An 18430-nucleotide genomic window follows, 5' to 3' on the forward strand; every position below is an offset into this window, starting at 1 on the left:
GTATTATTAGATAGTCACCATACAATAAAATATGCTTGTTTGATATAAATGTGTGTCAAATTTACCAAAATATATTTTGGCATGCATAAGAAAATTAAAATACTTTATTAGTAAATAATAGCGGCTTCAGTGACAGATGGTAGAAAGAGTTTATGTGGTATTGTAATAATTTCAAGCGCAATTTGCGCTGAATATAGGAGTATTTGAGTTAAATCTAAAGCGAGTGTTAAAAGTATTATGAAGCTTGTAAGAATTACAAAACTACCCCAAAAGAAACTTTTTGAAGTGTTGCGGAAATCTTTTATTAAGGAAAAGAAAGAAAAAGATGCGGTAACAATAAGAATGAAAATTTTATACTTATCAGACATTATAACCCTCCCAAAGAACAGTAATTTATATTATACTGTATTTTTCAATATTATTATAAAAAGATTTTAAAGTGAATAATAAGAAAAAAATAAAGCCATAACTTAAGACATTAGTTTAGGTTCTATTGTTTGAATACTTTGTTTTAGAAGGTATATAATCTGAAATTGAAAATTTTCCAAATGAATTGCCATTTTTTATTTCTAATCCAACATCAGGTACTCAATGAAATGGTATGAAAGATTATAGGCTGGTGATACGACATTAAATAAGAGGAATCTGCGCGCAGCAAGAGTCCTAGTTCAGATTTCTACTAGAGAAAAATATTTAGTTGGAGTTGATATGTTAATAAAAAACGGATGGATGTGGAAACTAAATATTCATGACATTAAGGATAAAGGTCAGGAAATATAATTTGGTATTCTGGGAATAACCGGAGGTCCGTAGTTAAAGTTGCATAGAATTTGTATTTTGTTTCTAATTTTTTAATTGTTGTTAAGTGATGAGAACCTAGTCCACGCTGTACACTATGTTGAGAAAGAGTCGGCCCAATTTGTAATTTTCGTTTTTTCATTGCATCGTTCCATGGACTATAAAAAAATTTAAAAATAAAAGCAGGTTCCATGTAAATGCTATAAGGATAATGCGAACCATGTCTCCCGACTCTATAGTTCCCGTGCGAATTATTGTGAATTAATCTACCGTTAAGATATAGTTGGTTTGGATTAGGTTGAATTATTATGCCGTGATAACGTTGTTTAACAAGCGGAGAGCTATATCTTGGATTAGTGTAGCCATGAGTCGGTTCGTCAATCATCATAATCATTCTTATTGAAAACATATTGCCACCCATAGTGCTAAGTGATTTGAAAAATTGTTCTTTATTATAACAGCACAGGAATTCTGTCGTATTCAATACCATTTTCCATCCTGTAATTTCTCTTTCAATTTCCATAACTTCTTGATCAACTAAATAAGCATCAAATTCGAGTGATTTTGAGTTTCGTATTTCCCAATTAGGAGCGAATGTTTTACAGATTTCAACTGAACGATCAGTGGATCCACGATTAATAAGAATGCCATGATCAAATAGCTTTGTATGGTGCATTAACCACCATGGAAGTAAATATTCTTCATTGTAAAAATGAGAAATTAAAGTAGTCTTAATCAAAATCACCTCCGTATTTAACCTGCTTCTTATTTAATATGATATGGAAGGAAACCTATTGTTAGAAGGTTTCCTCTTAAAAGTTTTAAACCACATAGGGTATGTGGATGGATTAGTATATAAAGTAGTCTGATTGATAAAGAGTGGTATTAAAAAGTACAAAATCTAAAATGAGCATCGAATTAGTGTATAACGATTGAAACGGCACTGAAAACTAATAAAACAGCCATAATGATGTTGAATAATTGGTTATGTTTTACTAATATTTTTTGGAATATTGAACCAAATAAACTCCAACTAAATGTACTTAGTAAACCGACTATACCTAGAAATAATGAGAAAAGCAGAAAACTTGAATATGAATTGTAGTAGGGGAGTATGAAAGTCGATACTACAGTCAGTCCGAATAATATCCCTTTAGGATTAACGAATTGAAGAGAAATCCCCACAGTGAATAAGTTTTTATTATCTTTTTCAACGGGATTCGTACTGCTTTTACTAGTAAGTATTTTAATAGCTAAATATAACATATACGCTACACCTAAAATTTTTAAAGGGAATTCGATTATGGGTAAGATATTAAGTAGTACAACATTAAAGAAACTACATAAAGAAGTGAGGATGAAAAAACCAAAAGCTACTCCGAAGCAAAAGTTTATGCTTCTCTTTAATCCATGTTGATTTGCGTATGTCATAGCTAAGAAATTGTTAGGACCAGGTGTGAAGCTACTTATAAATACAAATAACAAAAAAGAAAATATAGGCATTTGAACCCCCCTAATTATTTTTGTATGTTATAATGACCGAAAAGAACAATATAACGTGTGCTTTTTATTATACATAACGGTCGTTATATTGTATATAGTGTGGGAGTGTTTTTTATGGAAGAAATTCAACTTATACTAGCGAAAAATTTAAAAACTATAAGAGAAAAAGAAAAATTAAGTTTGGAAAAAGTTTCCCAATTAACAGGTGTGAGTAAAACGATGATTGGACAAATTGAAAGAGGAGAATCAAGCCCGACACTAACAACAATATGGAAAATTGCAAATGGCTTGAAAGTTTCTTTTACCTCTTTAATCAACAATCCTCAGCCTGATACGAAAGTGATTTTAAGAAAAGATATTCAAGCATTGTCTGAAGACAATGGAAAATATAAAGTGTATCCTTCTTTTCCTTTTCAAGATGATAGACATTTTGAAATGTATACAGTAGAAATAGAAACAGAAGGGAAATTAAGTTCAGAAGGGCATAAAGAAGGCGCAGAAGAATTTATTACGGTATTTGAAGGTGAATTGACAGTAGAAGTGAATAACTGTCAATATACATTAAATAGTGGAGATTCAATTCGTTTTAAGGCCGATAGATCACACTCTTATTATAATTTAGGGGAATCTTTGACTCGATTAAGCATGACAATTTATTATCCAACTGCATAAGTTTACATTTATAGTAACAAAAGATAAAACCATCTTTAAGAGATGGTTTTTATTTTTTATTACTCACAAAAAAAGACACTCATCTGAGTGTCAACATAGTATTGCTCTCGCGTATAGGATTGGAGTACGTTTCTCAAATACGTATTGAGATGGTTCGTAAAAAAGAAACTGTCTTCATATTTAATGTAACATCGGTGGAAGTCAGTGTAAATTGATAATATATATACGGAAAATTTAGTATAGATAGTTTCTACTATGAATATAGTGCAATTTGTTCTTTAATGCGCCATCACTTTTATGAAATAATTGGGAGGTTCTTATCATGACAGACTTAGTATTTAATAATGTTTATTAGAAAAAGAATGAATCATTTTTAAATCGATTCGTATAATTGTTAGAGAGGCACCTGTTGAACCACCTCCAACCAAATTAACGATGTATAATACGCCGAATAATTGAAGTGAAATTGTAGTATCGGCAATTAAATTATTGTTATAATTTGAAGTTGATATAGCGGGAGAAAAAATAGAACCAGGAAGTGGAGTAGAAGCGTTTAATAGTGTTTTGTTCCAGCGAGTAGAGCAGTTGTCGTATTAACTTGATAGGTTAAATGATATCTTCTGGTTACAGGAATTGTAAATATATCGTTTGAGGCGTTAACTGTAAAATTACCGAGGCTTTGGTTATTAGAAAGAGGAATATTAGTTCCGCCTAATATCACAGTGATGGGATCACCTAATGTATTATTAGCGAACATAGAGTTTGTTGTAACTATTGACCCAGTATTTCTGGTAGGTTCAGTAAGTCTGTATGGAAGAATAATTTCAAGAGCCATTGATACTAGTTTTTCTATTCTTTTTTCATTTTTATCTTGAGTATAAATTACCTCATTTTTAAATTAGAATGCAATAAGTTTCGTGTTTTTGGAATGGAACTATCATTTTATTATATTAACAGGAGTTATAGCAACGGTAAAATGTTTAATAACTGTATGAATCATTTGGAAAGAAAAAAGAATAGTTATGAAAGCATTTCTTAATAATAGACTCATACTTATGTAAGTTAATTAAAAATATGTGGAATGAGGAATTAAATTGAAGCGGAATGATAAATTATCAATAAATAAAGGTAAGATAGAACCTGAGAATATTGGACCTACATTTTCAGCTCTTCCACCAATATATATTCCAACAGGAGCAACAGGAGCAACAGGAGCAACAGGAGCAACAGGAGCAACAGGAGCAACAGGAGCAACAGGAGCAACAGGAGCAACGGGAGCAACGGGAGTAACAGGAACAACGGGAGTAACGGGAGTAACGGGAGCAACAGGAACAACGGGAGCAACGGGAGCAACAGGAACAACGGGAGCAACAGGAGCAACGGGAGCAACAGGAGCAACAGGAACAACGGGAGCAACGGGAGTAACAGGAGCAACGGGAGTAACAGGAACAACGGGAGTAACGGGAGCAACAGGAACAACGGGAGCAACAGGAGCAACAGGAGCAACGGGAGCAACAGGAGCAACGGGAGCAACAGGAGCAACGGGGGCAACGGGAGTAACAGGAACAACGGGAGTAACGGGAGTAACGGGAGCAACAGGTGCAACGGGAGCAACGGGAGCAACAGGAGCAACGGGAGTAACAGGAGCAACGGGAGTAACGGGAGCAACAGGAGCAACGGGAGCAACAGGAGCAACAGGAGCAACGGGAGCAACAGGAGCAACGGGAGCAACGGGAGCAACAGGAATAACAGGAATAACGGGAGTAACGGGAGCAACGGGAGCAACGGGAGCAACGGGAGTAACAGGAGCAACGGGTGTAACAGGAACAACGGGAGTAACGGGAGCAACAGGAACAACGGGAGCAACAGGAGCAACAGGAATAACGGGAGTAACAGGTCCTACTGGGGGGATTGGCCCTATAACAACAACTAATTTGCTATATTACACTTTTTCAGATGGAGAGAAACTTATATATACAGATGCAGATGGCATAGCTCAATATGGTACAACGAATATACTATCACCTACTGAGGTTTCATATGTAAATTTGTTTATCAATGGAATTCTGCAACCACAACCATTCTATGAAGTTAGTACTGGTAAACTAACTTTATTGGATAACCAACCACCATCGCAAGGTTCTTCAATTATTTTACAATTTATTATTATTAATTAAAAAAGACAGATTCTTAATGTGAAAAGGAATCTGTCTTTTTTGTTCTGAATTACATTCGGTAACATTAAGTGACGATAAATTCAATTGTAATTGGAATTCCGCCGTCTAATGCATCCCCACCAGGAATTGTAATAGCACCAGTAGGACCAGTAGTAACACTGGAGTTCACGCTTGGTTGAAGAATACCGTTCACATATAAGTTGTAATACGTGAAAGTCGGAAAAGCGGTTGCAGTAGTACCCGCATCGTTTAAACAAGCTGTGGCAGCAATTGCAAAAGCTGCACCTGTACCTGTGCCGGCTCCTAGTGTAGATGTAAATCTTCTAGATGCCATAAATGGTTGAATGATAGGCAATTAATTTTCACTCCTTACAATATTTTATTAGAACGAAGTATAAAATAACTTGTCCACTATATTGTATGAGAGTTTTTTATAATAGAAACGGCTTCACCTTTATAAGGTGAGCCCAATTTTAGTAAGGAAATGTTCTTTATTTATATGAAAAAATGATGTTGTTACTTGCGGAATATATGTAAATCGTAAATTCGGTTTTTGTATTCAAATTAAAATGTGTCTTTGAACCTAAGAGATAAACGTGGAAAAATAAAATAAACTCTTAAGTTTAGGTATTTAATCTAAGCAGTCAATTATTAAAAACATATAATTAATATGTGAGTCATGAACATAATTAAATGACGTTTTCAAGTTTGATTATCATTCATGTTTCCTATTTTAAGAGAAACATATAACTCAACTACATTTTTCAATGGCATCTTTTATAGTACTTAGAATAGGAAAACACTCAACTATAAGAAAAGTAAGGAGGAAATAAATGAAACATAATGATTGTTTTGATCATAATAACTGCAATCCGATTGTTTTTTCAGCAGATTGTTGTAAAAATCCACAGTCAGTTCCTATTACTAGGGAACAATTAAGTCAATTAATTACTTTACTAAACTCATTAGTATCAGCTATTTCAGCATTTTTTGCAAATCCAAGTAATGCAAACAGATTAGTGTTACTCGATTTATTTAATCAATTTTTAATTTTCTTAAATTCCTTATTACCTTCCCCAGAAGTTAATTTTTTGAAACAATTAACTCAAAGTATTATAGTTTTATTACAATCTCCAGCACCTAATTTAGGACAATTGTCAACATTATTGCAACAATTTTATAGCGCCCTTGCACAATTCTTCTTCGCTTTAGATCTTATCCCTATATCCTGCAACTCAAATGTTGATTCTGCAACTTTACAACTTCTTTTTAATTTATTAATTCAATTAATCAATGCTACTCCAGGGGCGACAGGTCCAACAGGTCCAACAGGTCCAACGGGCCCAGCAGGAACCGGAGCAGGGCCAACGGGAGCAACAGGAGCAACAGGAGCAACAGGTCCAACAGGCCCAACAGGAGCGACAGGTCCAGCAGGTACTGGTGGAGCAACAGGAGTAACAGGAGCAACAGGTCCAACAGGAGCAACAGGGGCAACAGGTCCAACAGGGGCAACAGGTCCAACAGGTCCAACAGGGGCAACAGGTCCAACAGGGGCAACAGGAGCAACAGGAGCAACAGGAGCAACAGGTCCAACAGGGGCAACGGGCTTAACAGGAGCAACTGGTGCAGCTGGTGGCGGAGCTATTATTCCATTTGCTTCAGGTACAACACCATCTGCGTTAGTTAACGCGTTAGTAGCTAATACAGGAACTCTTCTTGGATTTGGATTTAGTCAGCCTGGTGTAGCATTAACAGGTGGAACTAGTATCACATTAGCATTAGGTGTAGGTGATTATGCATTTGTAGCACCACGTGCAGGAACTATCACGTCATTAGCAGGTTTCTTTAGTGCAACAGCTGCATTAGCTCCAATATCACCTGTTCAAGTGCAAATACAAATATTAACTGCACCTGCAGCAAGCAATACGTTTACAGTACAAGGCGCACCTCTTTTATTAACACCAGCATTTGCCGCAATAGCGATTGGTTCTACAGCATCAGGTATCATAGCTGAAGCTATTCCAGTAGCTGCTGGAGATAAAATACTACTGTATGTTTCATTAACAGCAGCAAGTCCAATAGCTGCAGTTGCTGGATTTGTAAGTGCAGGTATTAATATCGTTTAATTTGTTACAATGTTTAGTAGGAAATTAAACAGGGGTTTGTATATAGTCCTTCCTAATAAATTTAGGAAGGACTATATTTTTTGGGGAAATAAGTAATAAATCAATTGAACAATTACTCTTTGTTAAGTTCGTATAAAAAAGTATAATTTACCCTTTCTCATTTTAGTAATAAGTTATGTAACTTTAAAAATTTCCGGTCAGTAAAAAAAGATGAATTCTTTTAAAAAAGAATTCATCCATAAAATAAACTATTTATTTTTATTACAGTTACATCCTTTTTTCTTTACATAGCCTTGCTCGGCTAATTCTCTTTGCGATTGGGAATTGGAAGATTGAGAATTGGAAGATTGAGAGGATGCTGAAGAGCTACTATTTTTATTATAAGAGTAGTTTTTTCGATAGTTATAATTACTCATAGTACTATCACCTCCAATTTAATATATAAATATTATATGTATGTACACTATCAATTGTTACTATTTTTAATAGGAAGAGAAGATACAATAAAAAAATCTCCTCGGTATTTTCCTAGGAGATAAATGATGATTCTTTTGAAAATTTACAAATTAATAGCCCCAGTAAAGAGGAAAGTAATAAGAATCTTGGTGATACAGATTATGTTGTTGAGCGAGGGGCTGGGTTGGATAATTTTTCATTTCACGGTTTTGATTGCAGTTTGCCGGAGGACCAATTACAGTAGTTGATTGAATAGGGGAAACCGCTTGTTTCCATTGTTGTTCATTGAGACAGTAAGTATGGGCCATCATATGAGCTGGAGTTAACCTTAAAATGTCAGAACCGAAAATAACTTCTGGAGTTGGAGCATTGAAAATAGCTAATAAATGAGTATTATTTGCTGTAGCAATTTCGTAATGCCACCACGCTTGTGGAATGTTGGCAACTTGCCCGGGTTTTATCGGTAAGTTTAATATTTGATTCGTAAATGGATTAAGTAAAGAAACAACAGCAGACCCTGAAATACAATAAACAAGTTCAGCTGCATTTTGATGAATATGTGGTTCTACAACATTTCCTGTACTTAAATAAATATCTAATAAAGAAGTATTTTCTAAAGTATTTAATTGTTTAATACCAAGTACATTTATATAATTTTGGGCATCTTTCCGAAAAAAATTACTTTTATTTACATCATAAGTAAAATTGGTTGTGGGGGAGGTATAGTCGATGTTGGCAGTCAATTGTATTACCCGCCTTTCTATAGGTAAGTTAGGTTACAAAATTAGGATATGTGTCTAGTCTTTGTTTTGTGCTGTTGTCGGTAGCTTAATAAATTCACTTATTCCATAAAGAATAAGGTGTTAAGACCAAACTATATTCGTATTCCCATTCATACTTTGGATTGATGGAAAAAAGTAATGAAAATGTTAATTTAAAATTACATCAATCATTTATAAGGAGTGAATGTTCATGTCATTTAGTGAAATGATTAGAAATGAAGTACTCAGCTGGGCGGGTGTTTCTGAAAAACCGCATCGATTTGGTGGTATTGAAATAAATTATGGCAAGAAAGAACTTGGCCATCTTCATGGTGATAAATTAGCTGATTTACCATTTCCGAAGTTAAAGCGAGATGAATTAGTGAAGCAAGGCTTGGTAAAACCACATCACGTATTACCTGAATCAGGATGGATCAGTTATTATTTAAAGAGTGAAGAGGATATTCCATTTGCAATTGAGTTATTTCGTATGCAATATGATCGAATTAAAAAGTAATGAAATAAAGTAGGATAATAAAAATTTATTTTTATGTCACATCCCTCCTTAATCGTTCGTCTTGTATGTAGAACGATTAAGGAGGGATTTTATTATGAATACATTTGATATAGCAATTGTTGGCGGTGGGCTTGCTGGATTAACAGCATCTATATATTTAGCGAAAGCTGGAAGGAAAGTGATTGTATTAGAAAAGTCCAGTCAATTCGGTGGCCGAGGGATGACTACAAATAAAAATGGAATCTGCATGAATCTTGGTGCACATGCTTTATATAGAGGCGGGGCAGCGTTTATAACTTTTAATGAGCTTGGTATGACTCTTCCAGGTGGAATACCATCTACAAAAGCACATGGAATATGGAAAGGGGATATATTCACTATCCCAACAGATTTTTACTCAATTTTATCAACACCACTACTTTCTTGGTTTGCAAAAGTACAATTCTCACGTCTTATGATTCGTTTAGGAAATTTAGATGTAGGAGAAGTTCCGAAAATGAGTCTAACTACATGGGCAGAAAATGAAATAAAAGATCCAATGGTTCGCAATATATTTTATGCGCTATGCCGAACAACAACATATACGTTTGCTCCTACAATACAATTAGCATCATCTGTACTAAAGCAAATACAGCTTTCTATAAAAGAGGGAGTGCTTTATGTAGATGGTGGTTGGGAGACGATAATAACAAAATTAAGAGCTATAGCGAATGATATCGGGGTGCAGTTTTTGGCTAAAAAGCATGTTGTGGAAATTGAGCATTCCGAAGGTAAACAAAGAATACATTGTGTTGATGATGAGGTTTTTGAAGTAGGCGCAGTCATCGTGACGACTCCGCCGAAAGAAGCTTGTAAAATAATAAAAGGTGCAGAAGGAACAAGTCTGCATAGATGGAGTGAACAATCGGTACCGGTTACTGTTGCTGCATTAGATATTGGCTTGAGACAATTACCCAATCCTACACATCAATTTGTATTAGGATTAGATCAACCTATATTTTTCACAAATCAATCGAGAGCAGCTAAATTAAGTGAAGATGGATCAATTGTAGTGAGTCTAATTAAGTACTATAATCCTGTACTCGAGATGAATCATATTCGTGATGATAAAGAACAGTTGGAAAGTACGATGGAGTTGTTACATCCAAATTGGAAAAGAGAAGTTGTTGCACAGCAATATTTACCGAAAATAACAGTAGTACATGATTTTCCTCATATTGACCGTGTTGAAAAAGCGGGCCCTAATATACCTGAAATGCCAGGTGTTTATGTTGCAGGAGATTGGGTAGGGCATGATGAAGTATTAGCTGATGCTGCGGTAGCAAGCGGGAAACGTGCAGCGTTACACATTTTAAAGCAATATGAAAGTGAGGCAGTTCATCATGGAAACGGAGCAGTTATATGAAGCGTATCAACTATTATTATTTTCGTTAGCATACAGAATCCTTGGGAGTGTTATGGATGCTGAGGATATCGTTCAGGATGTATTTATCTCGCTAAATAATATAGAAGATCTTCAATCTATAGAAAATATGAAAGCATATTTATGTAAGATGACGACAAATCGTTCAATTGATAAATTACGATCGGCAGCGCATAAACGTAACGTGTATGTAGGGATGTGGTTGCCAGAGCCAATTGTAGAAGAGAGTGATGAGCCATCAAAGTCATTTATAATGAAAGAATCCCTTTCCACCGCATATTTATTACTTTTACAACAATTATCTGAGGTAGAAAGGATTGTTTTCATATTAAGAGAGGTTTTCAGTTATGAATACGAAGAAATAGCTTCAATTGTTGATAAGAGTAGTGTGAACTGCAGGAAGATCTTTCAACGTGCACGAAAAAGCATGTTGGAGAAACCGAAGCAATCAAAATTAAGCACGGAGAAAATGGCTTCTTATATTGAAAAGTTTGTATCATCATTACAGTGTGGGGATGCGGAAGGTATGTTAGAAGTATTAAAAACAGATGCTATACTCAAAGCTGATGGTGGTGGTAAAGTTACGACTGCGATTAACCCGATTTATTCTGCGGATCGAATTATACGTTTGTTCTTTGGGATTGCACAACGATTGACAGAAGAGTACACTGTTGATTTCAAAATGGTCAATGGTATACCAGGAGTTATAGTTACAATAAACAATAAAGTAACTTATGTTCTTTCGTTTGCATTTGAGGATGAGAAAATTTCAAATATTTATATGATGGTTAACCCTGAAAAACTTATGCATTTAAATGTAAAAATATAAAAAAGCGCATTTCTTCAGAAATGCGTTTTTTATTATTTTTCCAACATTTCAAGAGGTACATCTTTTTCGCCAGCTACCTCAAATTTAATTTCCCCGTTTTCTTCATAAATACGTGTAATAATCGGTATAGTAATCATTAATTTTTTATGCTGCTTTCGTTTTCGAGCAGCATCTAAGCTAATCACGTTCATTTGTAAGCATCCTTTCTTCTGGAAATATATAAACAAAGAAAATGCGTCCGAAAAGGGCGCTTAATTGAATTTGAAATACCGATTCATTTAAATGGGGTTTATATAATTTAATAACTGCAATTTTAATATGAAATAATATGAATGGAATAATTGCACGTAGAAATTAACTTTACCAAAAAACGAAACAATATGCTATAAAAAAATTCAAATCTTTGTCATATAATAGGAAAAAGGTCTTTGTTTCGCATATAATGAAAGTAGACGGGCAGCAAGAGCTTTTTCATCATATTGCTTTGGAAAGGCGATGAAAAAAATGGATACGTTAGATTCATTATTATTTCAACTTGAACAATATGGAGAAGAGCATGATCGAAATAAAAAAACACGGGAAGAAAAATTACGGAATATTACTCGTGAGATGGGGCAATTTTTATCAATTTTAGTAAAAGGGTGTAGCGCAAAAAACATTTTAGAAATCGGAACTTCTAATGGCTATTCTACATTGTGGTTAGCTAATGCGGTAGAAGAAACAAATGGAAATGTAACAACTGTAGAGCTTTCTTCAGAACGAGTTGGAGAGGCACTTGTCAATTTTGAAAAGGCAAACCTTTTACAAAGGATTGATGTTCATAATCAAGAAGCAGGGGCATTTTTAGATGCGCAATTAGATCATTCATTTGATTTTATTTTCCTAGATTCAGAGCGTACGCAATACATGTGGTGGCTTGAGCATATAAAACGCATTTTACAACCAAAGGGTTTTCTTGTTGTTGATAACGCAACCTCTCATGCAAATGAATTAGCCGAGTTTAAAAAAATGATAGAAGAAGATGAAATGTTTGAAACGGTGTTATTGGCATTTCAAAATGGAGCATTCGTAGCGCGCAAGAAGAAATAGGAGTGAGCGCAATATAATTATCACATTGAAAAAGGGTGTATGTCAAAAGATTGAGTACAGAAGGATAGAAGAACATAATTTATATACGTAACATACGAAGAATCCGCCTTCAGCATGTCGTTCTCTAGGTCTTAAGTCTGAGGAAAATTATGTTGTTTACAGGTATACTTATAGTAAGAAACAGGGAATGACTGCATAAACAGGCATTTCTAAAAAAATCGATTTCAAGCAATCAGAATGTATATGAAATACGATATAATAGATGAAATATAGTGCATATAAATTCGCACATATAAATAAAGGAGCGATTTTGTTGACTGAACTCGAGAAAAAAGAACCTGTATCGATCGTGAAAGATAATAATGTAGAAGTAGTGGTTGATACAGTTATAAAAGATGCAGAATTAGAGGAACTGAATAAAGAAGCTGATCTTTATGTACAAAAGTTAAATAGCGAGCAAAATACAGATTTATCAAAAGTATTGTCTCAGCTAGGAGATTTAGGAGATAAAGAGCAACAAGCAGCAGGACAAACGTTGTCAGCATTAAAACGTCCTGTAACAGCGATGATGAATGGAAAGAACGAAGAAATTCCAAATACATTGTTAGAATTACGAAAAGTGGTATCAGAACTTGATCCGAATTCATTAAAAGCAAGTGGTATGAAGAAAATTATGTTTAAAGTATTCAAGAAAAATCCACTTGAAACATACGTGCATAAATATCAATCTATAGATAAGCAAATTGAGGAGATTATAAGATCCCTTCTAATTGGTCGTGACAACTTACAAGAAGATACAGTTGGTCTTGAAATGCTTAAAGAGCAATCGCATGATAAAATTCACGCTCTTGATAAGCAAGTATACTTAGGGAAAAAACTTGCTGGCATGCTGGAAGCTGAGAAACAAAATCCAGAACGTCAAAGAGATATTCCATTAATTAACGATGCGTTAGAAAAGATACTTGTACGTACACGTAATATGCAGCAAGCGAAAAGTGTTTTATTACAATCTATCGCATCTGTAGACATTATTAAGAAAAATAATGAAAAGTTAACAGAGGCAATTCGTAATGCAATTACGATGACGCAAAACGTTGTAACGGTTTCAGCTGCTATTCAGTTAGCGTTAACAAATCAACGGAAAACAATCGATGCAGTGAATGCGACAAATGAAGCAATTGAATCGATGGTATTAAGTAATTCTCAAGCGTTAAAACAAAATACAGAAGAAACGACAAAATTGCTTGAAAACCCTGCTATTAGCATGGATAAATTACGTGAATCATTCCAAAATGTGTTCGCTGCAATTGAAGCATCTGAAAAATCGTCAGAACGTATTATCGAGTCAAGTAAGAAGTTCGTTATTGAACTAGACACATTTAATGATGAGATGAAGCAGAAACTCATTCAGCGTCCAAGGAAATAACGGATTATTAGAGGAGGTGAACAAATGAGTTTCATTCAAACAGTACTATTACTACTCGGTACATTGCTTTTAATAGCATTTACTGTCGTTGTTTTAGTCGTATATTTCGGACGGAAGCTGTATTTTTCATGGACGAAGCCATATAAAAGAGCGCAAGATTCTTTAGATAAGTTATCAAACAAATCAATACCGTTTCTACAAGAATTTACACAACATCCACTGTTTTATCGCTGGATTCGCACCGAAGGGAAGAAAGAACAAAATACATTAAATACTCTATTTTGTGCATCAGGTCAACGTACGAGAGAACAAGTCTTCTCGATGTTACCGAAAGAAAAGCAGAAAAAAGTGCATGTAATGGCAAAAACTACGAAAAAGCTTACGAATGAAGATATTGATGTAGCTGCGATGAAAGTGAAAGATTTCTTAAGACAAGAAACACAGCAAACTGTAAAACCGACAGACTTATCATTTTACAAATTGTATTTTTATGACCGTTATCCAGACGCATTAAATACGATTCAAGCGTATAAACGCTCAATAAATCCTTCATTACAAAGAACGGTTGATGATATTACAATTTCAGTATTGAATGCACTTCCGTACTATCAAGAGCAACGCATGTTTGAACAACAACATAAACTTGAAACGTTCTTAATGAAAGATTTAACGGCCATGTTATCGTTGGTAGTACAATTACCACCTTCACAAAGACCAGAGAAGGAAGAAGAACTGAAAATCTACTTGGAAAATTTCCAAAAAGAAATGGAAGTAGTAGAGCGAGATATTCGCGACTCAATTGATCACGATTTAAATGTGAAGATGAGAGCAGCGACTGAGAAGTTTAAGAATAAATAACAAAAAGCGCCTTAAAAGCTAAGTATCACAGCTTTAGGGCGCTTTTTGTTATGAGATTTTATTTTGCACTAACGGTAGTATGACTAGAAGCCACACTTTCATTATGCAATCGATCAACTGCAGTTACGACATACGTATACGTTTCTCCAGAAATAACGGTTTTATCTACATAAATTTCTCCAAGTTTTGTTTTTCTTACAGTAGTAAGTAAATTTTTCGGATTTTGTATATCCACTTCATTTTTCCCATTCGCGCGGTAAATAGCGTAATAAGTAGAATCATTATCTCTATTGTCAATGATACCGATTGCAATACCTTCATCTCTTGGAATGGCACCTTTTAAAGTCGGTTGTTTTGGTGGATCATGATCAAGCCAAGGCATAGGCGGAATTAATGCAGGATATTTATATATGTCTTTTGAGAGTCTATCTTTAGCTCCAAGTGGATTGTTATTAATATCTTTTAAGCTAAAATGCATACTACCTTTTATTTCAGGATATAGCCGGTTTAATGCAATTTGTCTTGGATATTCTTCTGGATCAGACCAAGCAGGGACGGAGTTATTATTAATTTTATAGGCCGCTTGACCGATGTATAGGTGAATCGGTTTGTTATTTGTTTCTTTAACCCACCAATCTACTAATATGTCATATGCAGCTGGGGTGAAACCTATATTCCAATATATTTGCGGCGTAATGTAGTCAATATATCCTTTTTGTATCCACTCACGTGTGTCAGCATAAAGGTCATCATAGTTTCTTTGGCCTGCGGTTGTGTTAGAGCCAGTCGGATCGTCAGCTATATTTCTCCATACGCCGAACGGACTAATGCCAAACTTTACATATGATTTTTCTTGTTTTATAGCAGTATTTAAATCTTTTACAAGTTCATTTACATTGTTACGTCGCCAATCTTCTATATTTGTAAATCTACCGTTATTATATGTTTCGTACGTTTTCTGATCTGGAAATTCTTCATCGGCTACTTTATATGGATAAAAATAATCATCCATATGCAGCGCATCAATATCGTAATTTTGCACGATTTCTAAAGCACCTTCTGTTATATATTTTTTCACTTCTGGAATACCGGGATTGTAATATAACTTTCCGCCATAAGGGACAACCCAATTGGGATGTTGCCTTGCAGGGTGATTATTTGATAATCGATTTATATCGGTGTGATTCATCGTTATTCGGTATGGGTTAATCCAAGCGTGGAATTCTATATTTCTTTTATGAGTTTCTTCAATCATAAATGCAAGCGGGTCATAACCAGGATCTTTTCCTTGTGTTCCTGTAATGTATTCAGACCAAGGACCGTAATTTGAAGGATAGAAAGCATCAGCGGTTGGTTTAATTTGTACAACAACTGCATTCATACCAGTGCTTTTTACATCGTCTAATAATCTTATAAATTCTTGTTTCTGTTTTTCAATGGGTAAGCCAGTTTTTGAGGGCCAATCAATATTCAGAACAGATGCAATCCATACAGCACGTAATTCATGTTTTTTGTATGCAGTATTTACTTCAGCATAAGTAGAGTGAGGGGGAATGAAAGAGAAAGGGATGAACAAGATGACGATACAACATATCATTAATAAACGTTTAACGATCATTTATACGCCTCCCTATCATATGATTATTTAAAATAATATAGGAGGCGAGGTTGACTTTGCAATAGAGAAAATTGCATATTGAAACATTAATTTAATAGGAAAAATATTTTTACTGAAATTTACTTTCATTATAACTAAATTCATTTACTACTTCATATGCTTGTTAGTAAAGTGAAACTTCCTTTCATTTGAAGGGGAATAAATTATAAGTATAGGAGGATTAATAAATGAAAGTATTGTTCGTTTGTTCTGGAGGAATGTCCAGTGCAATTGTTGTAAACGCTTTAAAAAAAGAAGCGGAGAAAAATGGTGTGAACATGGAAGTGCATGCAATTGGAACGAATGAGGTAGAGGAAGAAGTAAAGAATGGCTGGGATGTCGTAATGGTGGCACCTCAAATAAGACACCGATTTGACTCTGTAAAAAAATTTGCAGAGGAGGAATCTATTCCGTGTGGCATCATTCCACCGCAAGCATACACGCCACTTGGAGGCCCGACTTTATTAAAAACTGTAAATGAATTAATTAGTTAGGAGGAAGCGTTATGAATAAGTTTGTCACGTTTCTTGATAAAAACTTATCTGGCCCGATGGCAAGGCTTTCTGAGCAGAGGCATCTACAAGCAATCCGTGATGGAGTTATTTCGGCGTTACCATTTATTATAGTAGGAAGCTTTTTTTTAATAGTAGCATTTCCACCACTGCCGAAAGATAGTTTCATATCGGTTTGGGCATTAAAGAATCAAACAAGTATATTGATACCATATCGTTTAACTATGTTTATTATGTCCTTATATATAGCATTTGGAATAGGATATAATTTAGCGAAAAGTTATAAATTAGATGCTTTATCAGGAGCACAGCTTGCGGTATGTTCACTACTTTTAACATTAACGCCTGAGTTAATTGATAAAAAAGGATTCATGCTTCCGATGACAAATCTTGGAGGTCATGGATTATTTGTGACGATGATCGTCTCTATTTTATCAGTTGAGATTTTAAGGTTTTGTAAGAAGAATAACGTAACGATAAAAATGCCAGAACAAGTACCACCGTCAGTATCACGTTCATTTGAAGCACTTATACCTGCAGCATTCGTTATTATTATGATGAGTCTTATTACAGTCGTTTTTAAAGTTGATTTACATTACGTTGTAGATAAACTAGCCGCACCGTTAGTAAAAGCTGGTGATAGTTACTTTGGCGTTATTATACCTGTATTTTTAATTACGTTTTTCTGGTCTTTCGGGATACACGGAGTATCAGTTGTAGGTACTGTGGCAAGGCCACTTTGGGATGTGTATTTAGGAAAGAACGGTGAAGCTGTAGCAAGTGGAGCGAGTCATTTTCCGTTTATTGCACCAGAACCGTTTTATCAATGGTTTATTTGGATTGGTGGTTCGGGTGCAACGTTAGGGCTTGTGTTAGCTATGATTGTATTTGGTCGATCAAAATATTCAAAAGCATTATCGAGAACATGTATTGTCCCTGGGATTTTTAATATAAATGAACCGGTTATATTCGGTTTGCCGATTGTATTAAATCCAATTTTAATTATTCCTTTCGTCATTACCCCGTTAGTAACAGCTACTATAGCGTATGCTGCAACCGCAATGGGATTTGTAACACCAGCGCATATTATGCCGCCATGGACATTACCTGCTCCAATTGGTGCATATTTAGCAACAGGTGGAGATTGGCGTGCGATTGTATTAGTTTTTATAAATATAGCAATATCGTTCCTTATTTATTTACCATTCTTTAAAATGTACGACAAAAATATGCTTGAAATCGAAAAGAATGGTGACGGAGAGTCGGTTAATCCTTAATCTGCATGCTGTTATTTTGAGTGATAGACTTTTTGTCTATCACTTCTTTCACATTAAAACTAGAAAGGGGGAAATAGAATGAATATAAAATTTAGTTATAAAGGTGTGTTTTTATTACTATTTGGAGTGATTTGTGCAAATTTACTTTTTGTCCCTTTATTAGGCATGCTAAATTTATCACAAATGCATAGTATTTGGCTCGTTACAAGTATTGCGGCAAGCGTTTTGCTTACGGTAGTTGTTTCTTTCATTGATGGATCGTTTGCATCGAAAGCTCAGTTGTTTTTTAGATTTATATTGTTTTCGATTGGTTGTACGTTGGTTACTTACATGATTGTTTTTTAGTAAA

19 protein-coding genes and 1 pseudogene are annotated in these 18430 nt (G+C 34.7%); 12 read left to right on the forward strand and 8 right to left on the reverse strand.

Annotated elements, in window-relative coordinates:
- Positions 1-107: 107 nt before the first annotated feature.
- The 3 genes from D1166_RS11775 to D1166_RS11785 all read right to left on the reverse strand — a co-directional run bounded on the left by D1166_RS11775 (position 108) and on the right by D1166_RS11785 (position 2301).
- Complete coding sequence (locus D1166_RS11775) at positions 108-368, reverse strand: hypothetical protein (RefSeq protein WP_001281135.1); 261 nt, start codon at positions 366-368, stop codon at positions 108-110.
- Between the two features lie 386 nt (positions 369-754).
- Complete coding sequence (locus D1166_RS11780) at positions 755-1537, reverse strand: glycosyltransferase family 2 protein (RefSeq protein WP_118043311.1); 783 nt, start codon at positions 1535-1537, stop codon at positions 755-757.
- Positions 1538-1716: 179 nt separating this feature from the next.
- Entirely contained in the window at positions 1717-2301 is a 585-nt protein-coding gene (locus D1166_RS11785) for a LysE family translocator (protein WP_001121281.1), read from the reverse strand.
- A 57-nt stretch (positions 2302-2358) separates the two neighbouring features.
- On the opposite strand from D1166_RS11785, the gene D1166_RS11790 reads away from it, so the two are divergent.
- Positions 2359-2973 (forward strand): helix-turn-helix domain-containing protein, encoded by a 615-nt coding sequence (locus D1166_RS11790; protein WP_116291545.1) that lies wholly within the window; start codon positions 2359-2361, stop codon positions 2971-2973.
- A gap of 338 nt (positions 2974-3311) precedes the next feature.
- On the opposite strand, the pseudogene D1166_RS11795 reads toward D1166_RS11790, so the two are convergent.
- Positions 3312-3808: pseudogene (locus tag D1166_RS11795) on the reverse strand (BclA C-terminal domain-containing protein).
- A 259-nt stretch (positions 3809-4067) separates the two neighbouring features.
- Here D1166_RS11795 and D1166_RS11800 point away from each other — a divergent pair.
- A complete protein-coding gene (locus D1166_RS11800) occupies positions 4068-5150 on the forward strand; it encodes a DUF4183 domain-containing protein (RefSeq protein WP_118043312.1) in 1083 nt (360 codons plus the stop codon).
- A gap of 64 nt (positions 5151-5214) precedes the next feature.
- Here D1166_RS11800 and D1166_RS11805 read toward each other — a convergent pair whose 3' ends face one another.
- A complete protein-coding gene (locus tag D1166_RS11805) occupies positions 5215-5505 on the reverse strand; it encodes a DUF4183 domain-containing protein (RefSeq protein ID WP_001121647.1) in 291 nt (96 codons plus the stop codon).
- A gap of 478 nt (positions 5506-5983) precedes the next feature.
- Here D1166_RS11805 and exsJ point away from each other — a divergent pair, with 478 nt between their 5' ends.
- The gene (gene exsJ / locus D1166_RS11810; RefSeq protein ID WP_098318747.1) at positions 5984-7276 is read left to right on the forward strand and encodes an exosporium protein ExsJ; all 1293 of its coding nucleotides are present in this window, start codon (positions 5984-5986) and stop codon (positions 7274-7276) included.
- A gap of 566 nt (positions 7277-7842) precedes the next feature.
- Here the strand turns inward: exsJ and D1166_RS11815 are convergent.
- A complete protein-coding gene (locus D1166_RS11815) occupies positions 7843-8475 on the reverse strand; it encodes a cupin domain-containing protein (RefSeq protein ID WP_000126334.1) in 633 nt (210 codons plus the stop codon).
- A gap of 229 nt (positions 8476-8704) precedes the next feature.
- Here D1166_RS11815 and D1166_RS11820 point away from each other — a divergent pair, with 229 nt between their 5' ends.
- The 3 genes from D1166_RS11820 (at position 8705) to D1166_RS11830 (ending at position 11262) form a co-directional block, all read left to right on the forward strand.
- A complete protein-coding gene (locus D1166_RS11820; RefSeq protein ID WP_000010319.1) occupies positions 8705-9010 on the forward strand; it encodes a luciferase domain-containing protein in 306 nt (101 codons plus the stop codon).
- Between the two features lie 94 nt (positions 9011-9104).
- Positions 9105-10415, forward strand: a complete 1311-nt coding sequence (locus D1166_RS11825) for a phytoene desaturase family protein (protein WP_098220988.1) — start codon at positions 9105-9107, stop codon at positions 10413-10415.
- Positions 10393-11262 (forward strand): sigma-70 family RNA polymerase sigma factor, encoded by an 870-nt coding sequence (locus D1166_RS11830; RefSeq protein ID WP_044307162.1) that lies wholly within the window; start codon positions 10393-10395, stop codon positions 11260-11262. The genes D1166_RS11825 and D1166_RS11830 overlap by 23 nt, the downstream gene beginning before the upstream one ends.
- Positions 11263-11294: 32 nt before the next feature.
- Here the strand turns inward: D1166_RS11830 and D1166_RS31235 are convergent, their stop codons facing one another.
- Entirely contained in the window at positions 11295-11453 is a 159-nt protein-coding gene (locus tag D1166_RS31235) for a hypothetical protein (protein WP_098220989.1), read from the reverse strand.
- 304 nt (positions 11454-11757) lie between these two features.
- On the opposite strand from D1166_RS31235, the gene D1166_RS11835 reads away from it, so the two are divergent.
- The 3 genes from D1166_RS11835 to D1166_RS11845 all read left to right on the forward strand — a co-directional run bounded on the left by D1166_RS11835 (position 11758) and on the right by D1166_RS11845 (position 14635).
- Positions 11758-12351 carry an O-methyltransferase gene (locus tag D1166_RS11835; RefSeq protein WP_002005067.1) on the forward strand — a complete coding sequence of 198 codons (594 nt, stop codon included), beginning with the start codon at positions 11758-11760 and terminating at the stop codon, positions 12349-12351.
- 313 nt (positions 12352-12664) lie between these two features.
- Positions 12665-13777 carry a toxic anion resistance protein gene (locus D1166_RS11840; protein ID WP_000137396.1) on the forward strand — a complete coding sequence of 371 codons (1113 nt, stop codon included), beginning with the start codon at positions 12665-12667 and terminating at the stop codon, positions 13775-13777.
- Between the two features lie 24 nt (positions 13778-13801).
- Entirely contained in the window at positions 13802-14635 is an 834-nt protein-coding gene (locus D1166_RS11845) for a DUF3974 domain-containing protein (RefSeq protein ID WP_000008378.1), read from the forward strand.
- Between the two features lie 58 nt (positions 14636-14693).
- Here D1166_RS11845 and D1166_RS11850 read toward each other — a convergent pair whose 3' ends face one another.
- Positions 14694-16253, reverse strand: a complete 1560-nt coding sequence (locus D1166_RS11850) for a glycoside hydrolase family 10-like protein (protein ID WP_118043313.1) — start codon at positions 16251-16253, stop codon at positions 14694-14696.
- 227 nt (positions 16254-16480) lie between these two features.
- Here D1166_RS11850 and D1166_RS11855 point away from each other — a divergent pair, with 227 nt between their 5' ends.
- The 3 genes from D1166_RS11855 (at position 16481) to D1166_RS11865 (ending at position 18426) form a co-directional block, all read left to right on the forward strand.
- Positions 16481-16786, forward strand: a complete 306-nt coding sequence (locus D1166_RS11855; protein ID WP_000865907.1) for a PTS sugar transporter subunit IIB — start codon at positions 16481-16483, stop codon at positions 16784-16786.
- A gap of 11 nt (positions 16787-16797) precedes the next feature.
- Entirely contained in the window at positions 16798-18081 is a 1284-nt protein-coding gene (locus D1166_RS11860; protein WP_098220990.1) for a PTS sugar transporter subunit IIC, read from the forward strand.
- A gap of 78 nt (positions 18082-18159) precedes the next feature.
- Entirely contained in the window at positions 18160-18426 is a 267-nt protein-coding gene (locus D1166_RS11865; RefSeq protein ID WP_001021966.1) for a hypothetical protein, read from the forward strand.
- Positions 18427-18430: the final 4 nt, after the last annotated feature.

The organism is Bacillus sp. ISO11, from assembly GCF_003458115.1.
Lineage (GTDB): Bacteria > Bacillota > Bacilli > Bacillales > Bacillaceae_G > Bacillus_A > Bacillus_A cereus.

Coding starts and splice junctions, on each gene's coding strand:
- D1166_RS11775 (WP_001281135.1), bottom strand. CDS start 368: ATGTCTGATAAGTATAAAATTTTCATTCTTATTGTTACCGCATCTTTT.
- D1166_RS11785 (WP_001121281.1), bottom strand. CDS start 2,301: ATGCCTATATTTTCTTTTTTGTTATTTGTATTTATAAGTAGCTTCACA.
- exsJ (WP_098318747.1), top strand. CDS start 5,984: ATGAAACATAATGATTGTTTTGATCATAATAACTGCAATCCGATTGTT.
- D1166_RS11820 (WP_000010319.1), top strand. CDS start 8,705: ATGTCATTTAGTGAAATGATTAGAAATGAAGTACTCAGCTGGGCGGGT.
- D1166_RS11825 (WP_098220988.1), top strand. CDS start 9,105: ATGAATACATTTGATATAGCAATTGTTGGCGGTGGGCTTGCTGGATTA.
- D1166_RS11830 (WP_044307162.1), top strand. CDS start 10,393: ATGGAAACGGAGCAGTTATATGAAGCGTATCAACTATTATTATTTTCG.
- D1166_RS31235 (WP_098220989.1), bottom strand. CDS start 11,453: ATGAACGTGATTAGCTTAGATGCTGCTCGAAAACGAAAGCAGCATAAA.
- D1166_RS11835 (WP_002005067.1), top strand. CDS start 11,758: ATGAAAAAAATGGATACGTTAGATTCATTATTATTTCAACTTGAACAA.
- D1166_RS11845 (WP_000008378.1), top strand. CDS start 13,802: ATGAGTTTCATTCAAACAGTACTATTACTACTCGGTACATTGCTTTTA.
- D1166_RS11850 (WP_118043313.1), bottom strand. CDS start 16,253: ATGATCGTTAAACGTTTATTAATGATATGTTGTATCGTCATCTTGTTC.
- D1166_RS11855 (WP_000865907.1), top strand. CDS start 16,481: ATGAAAGTATTGTTCGTTTGTTCTGGAGGAATGTCCAGTGCAATTGTT.
- D1166_RS11860 (WP_098220990.1), top strand. CDS start 16,798: ATGAATAAGTTTGTCACGTTTCTTGATAAAAACTTATCTGGCCCGATG.
- D1166_RS11865 (WP_001021966.1), top strand. CDS start 18,160: ATGAATATAAAATTTAGTTATAAAGGTGTGTTTTTATTACTATTTGGA.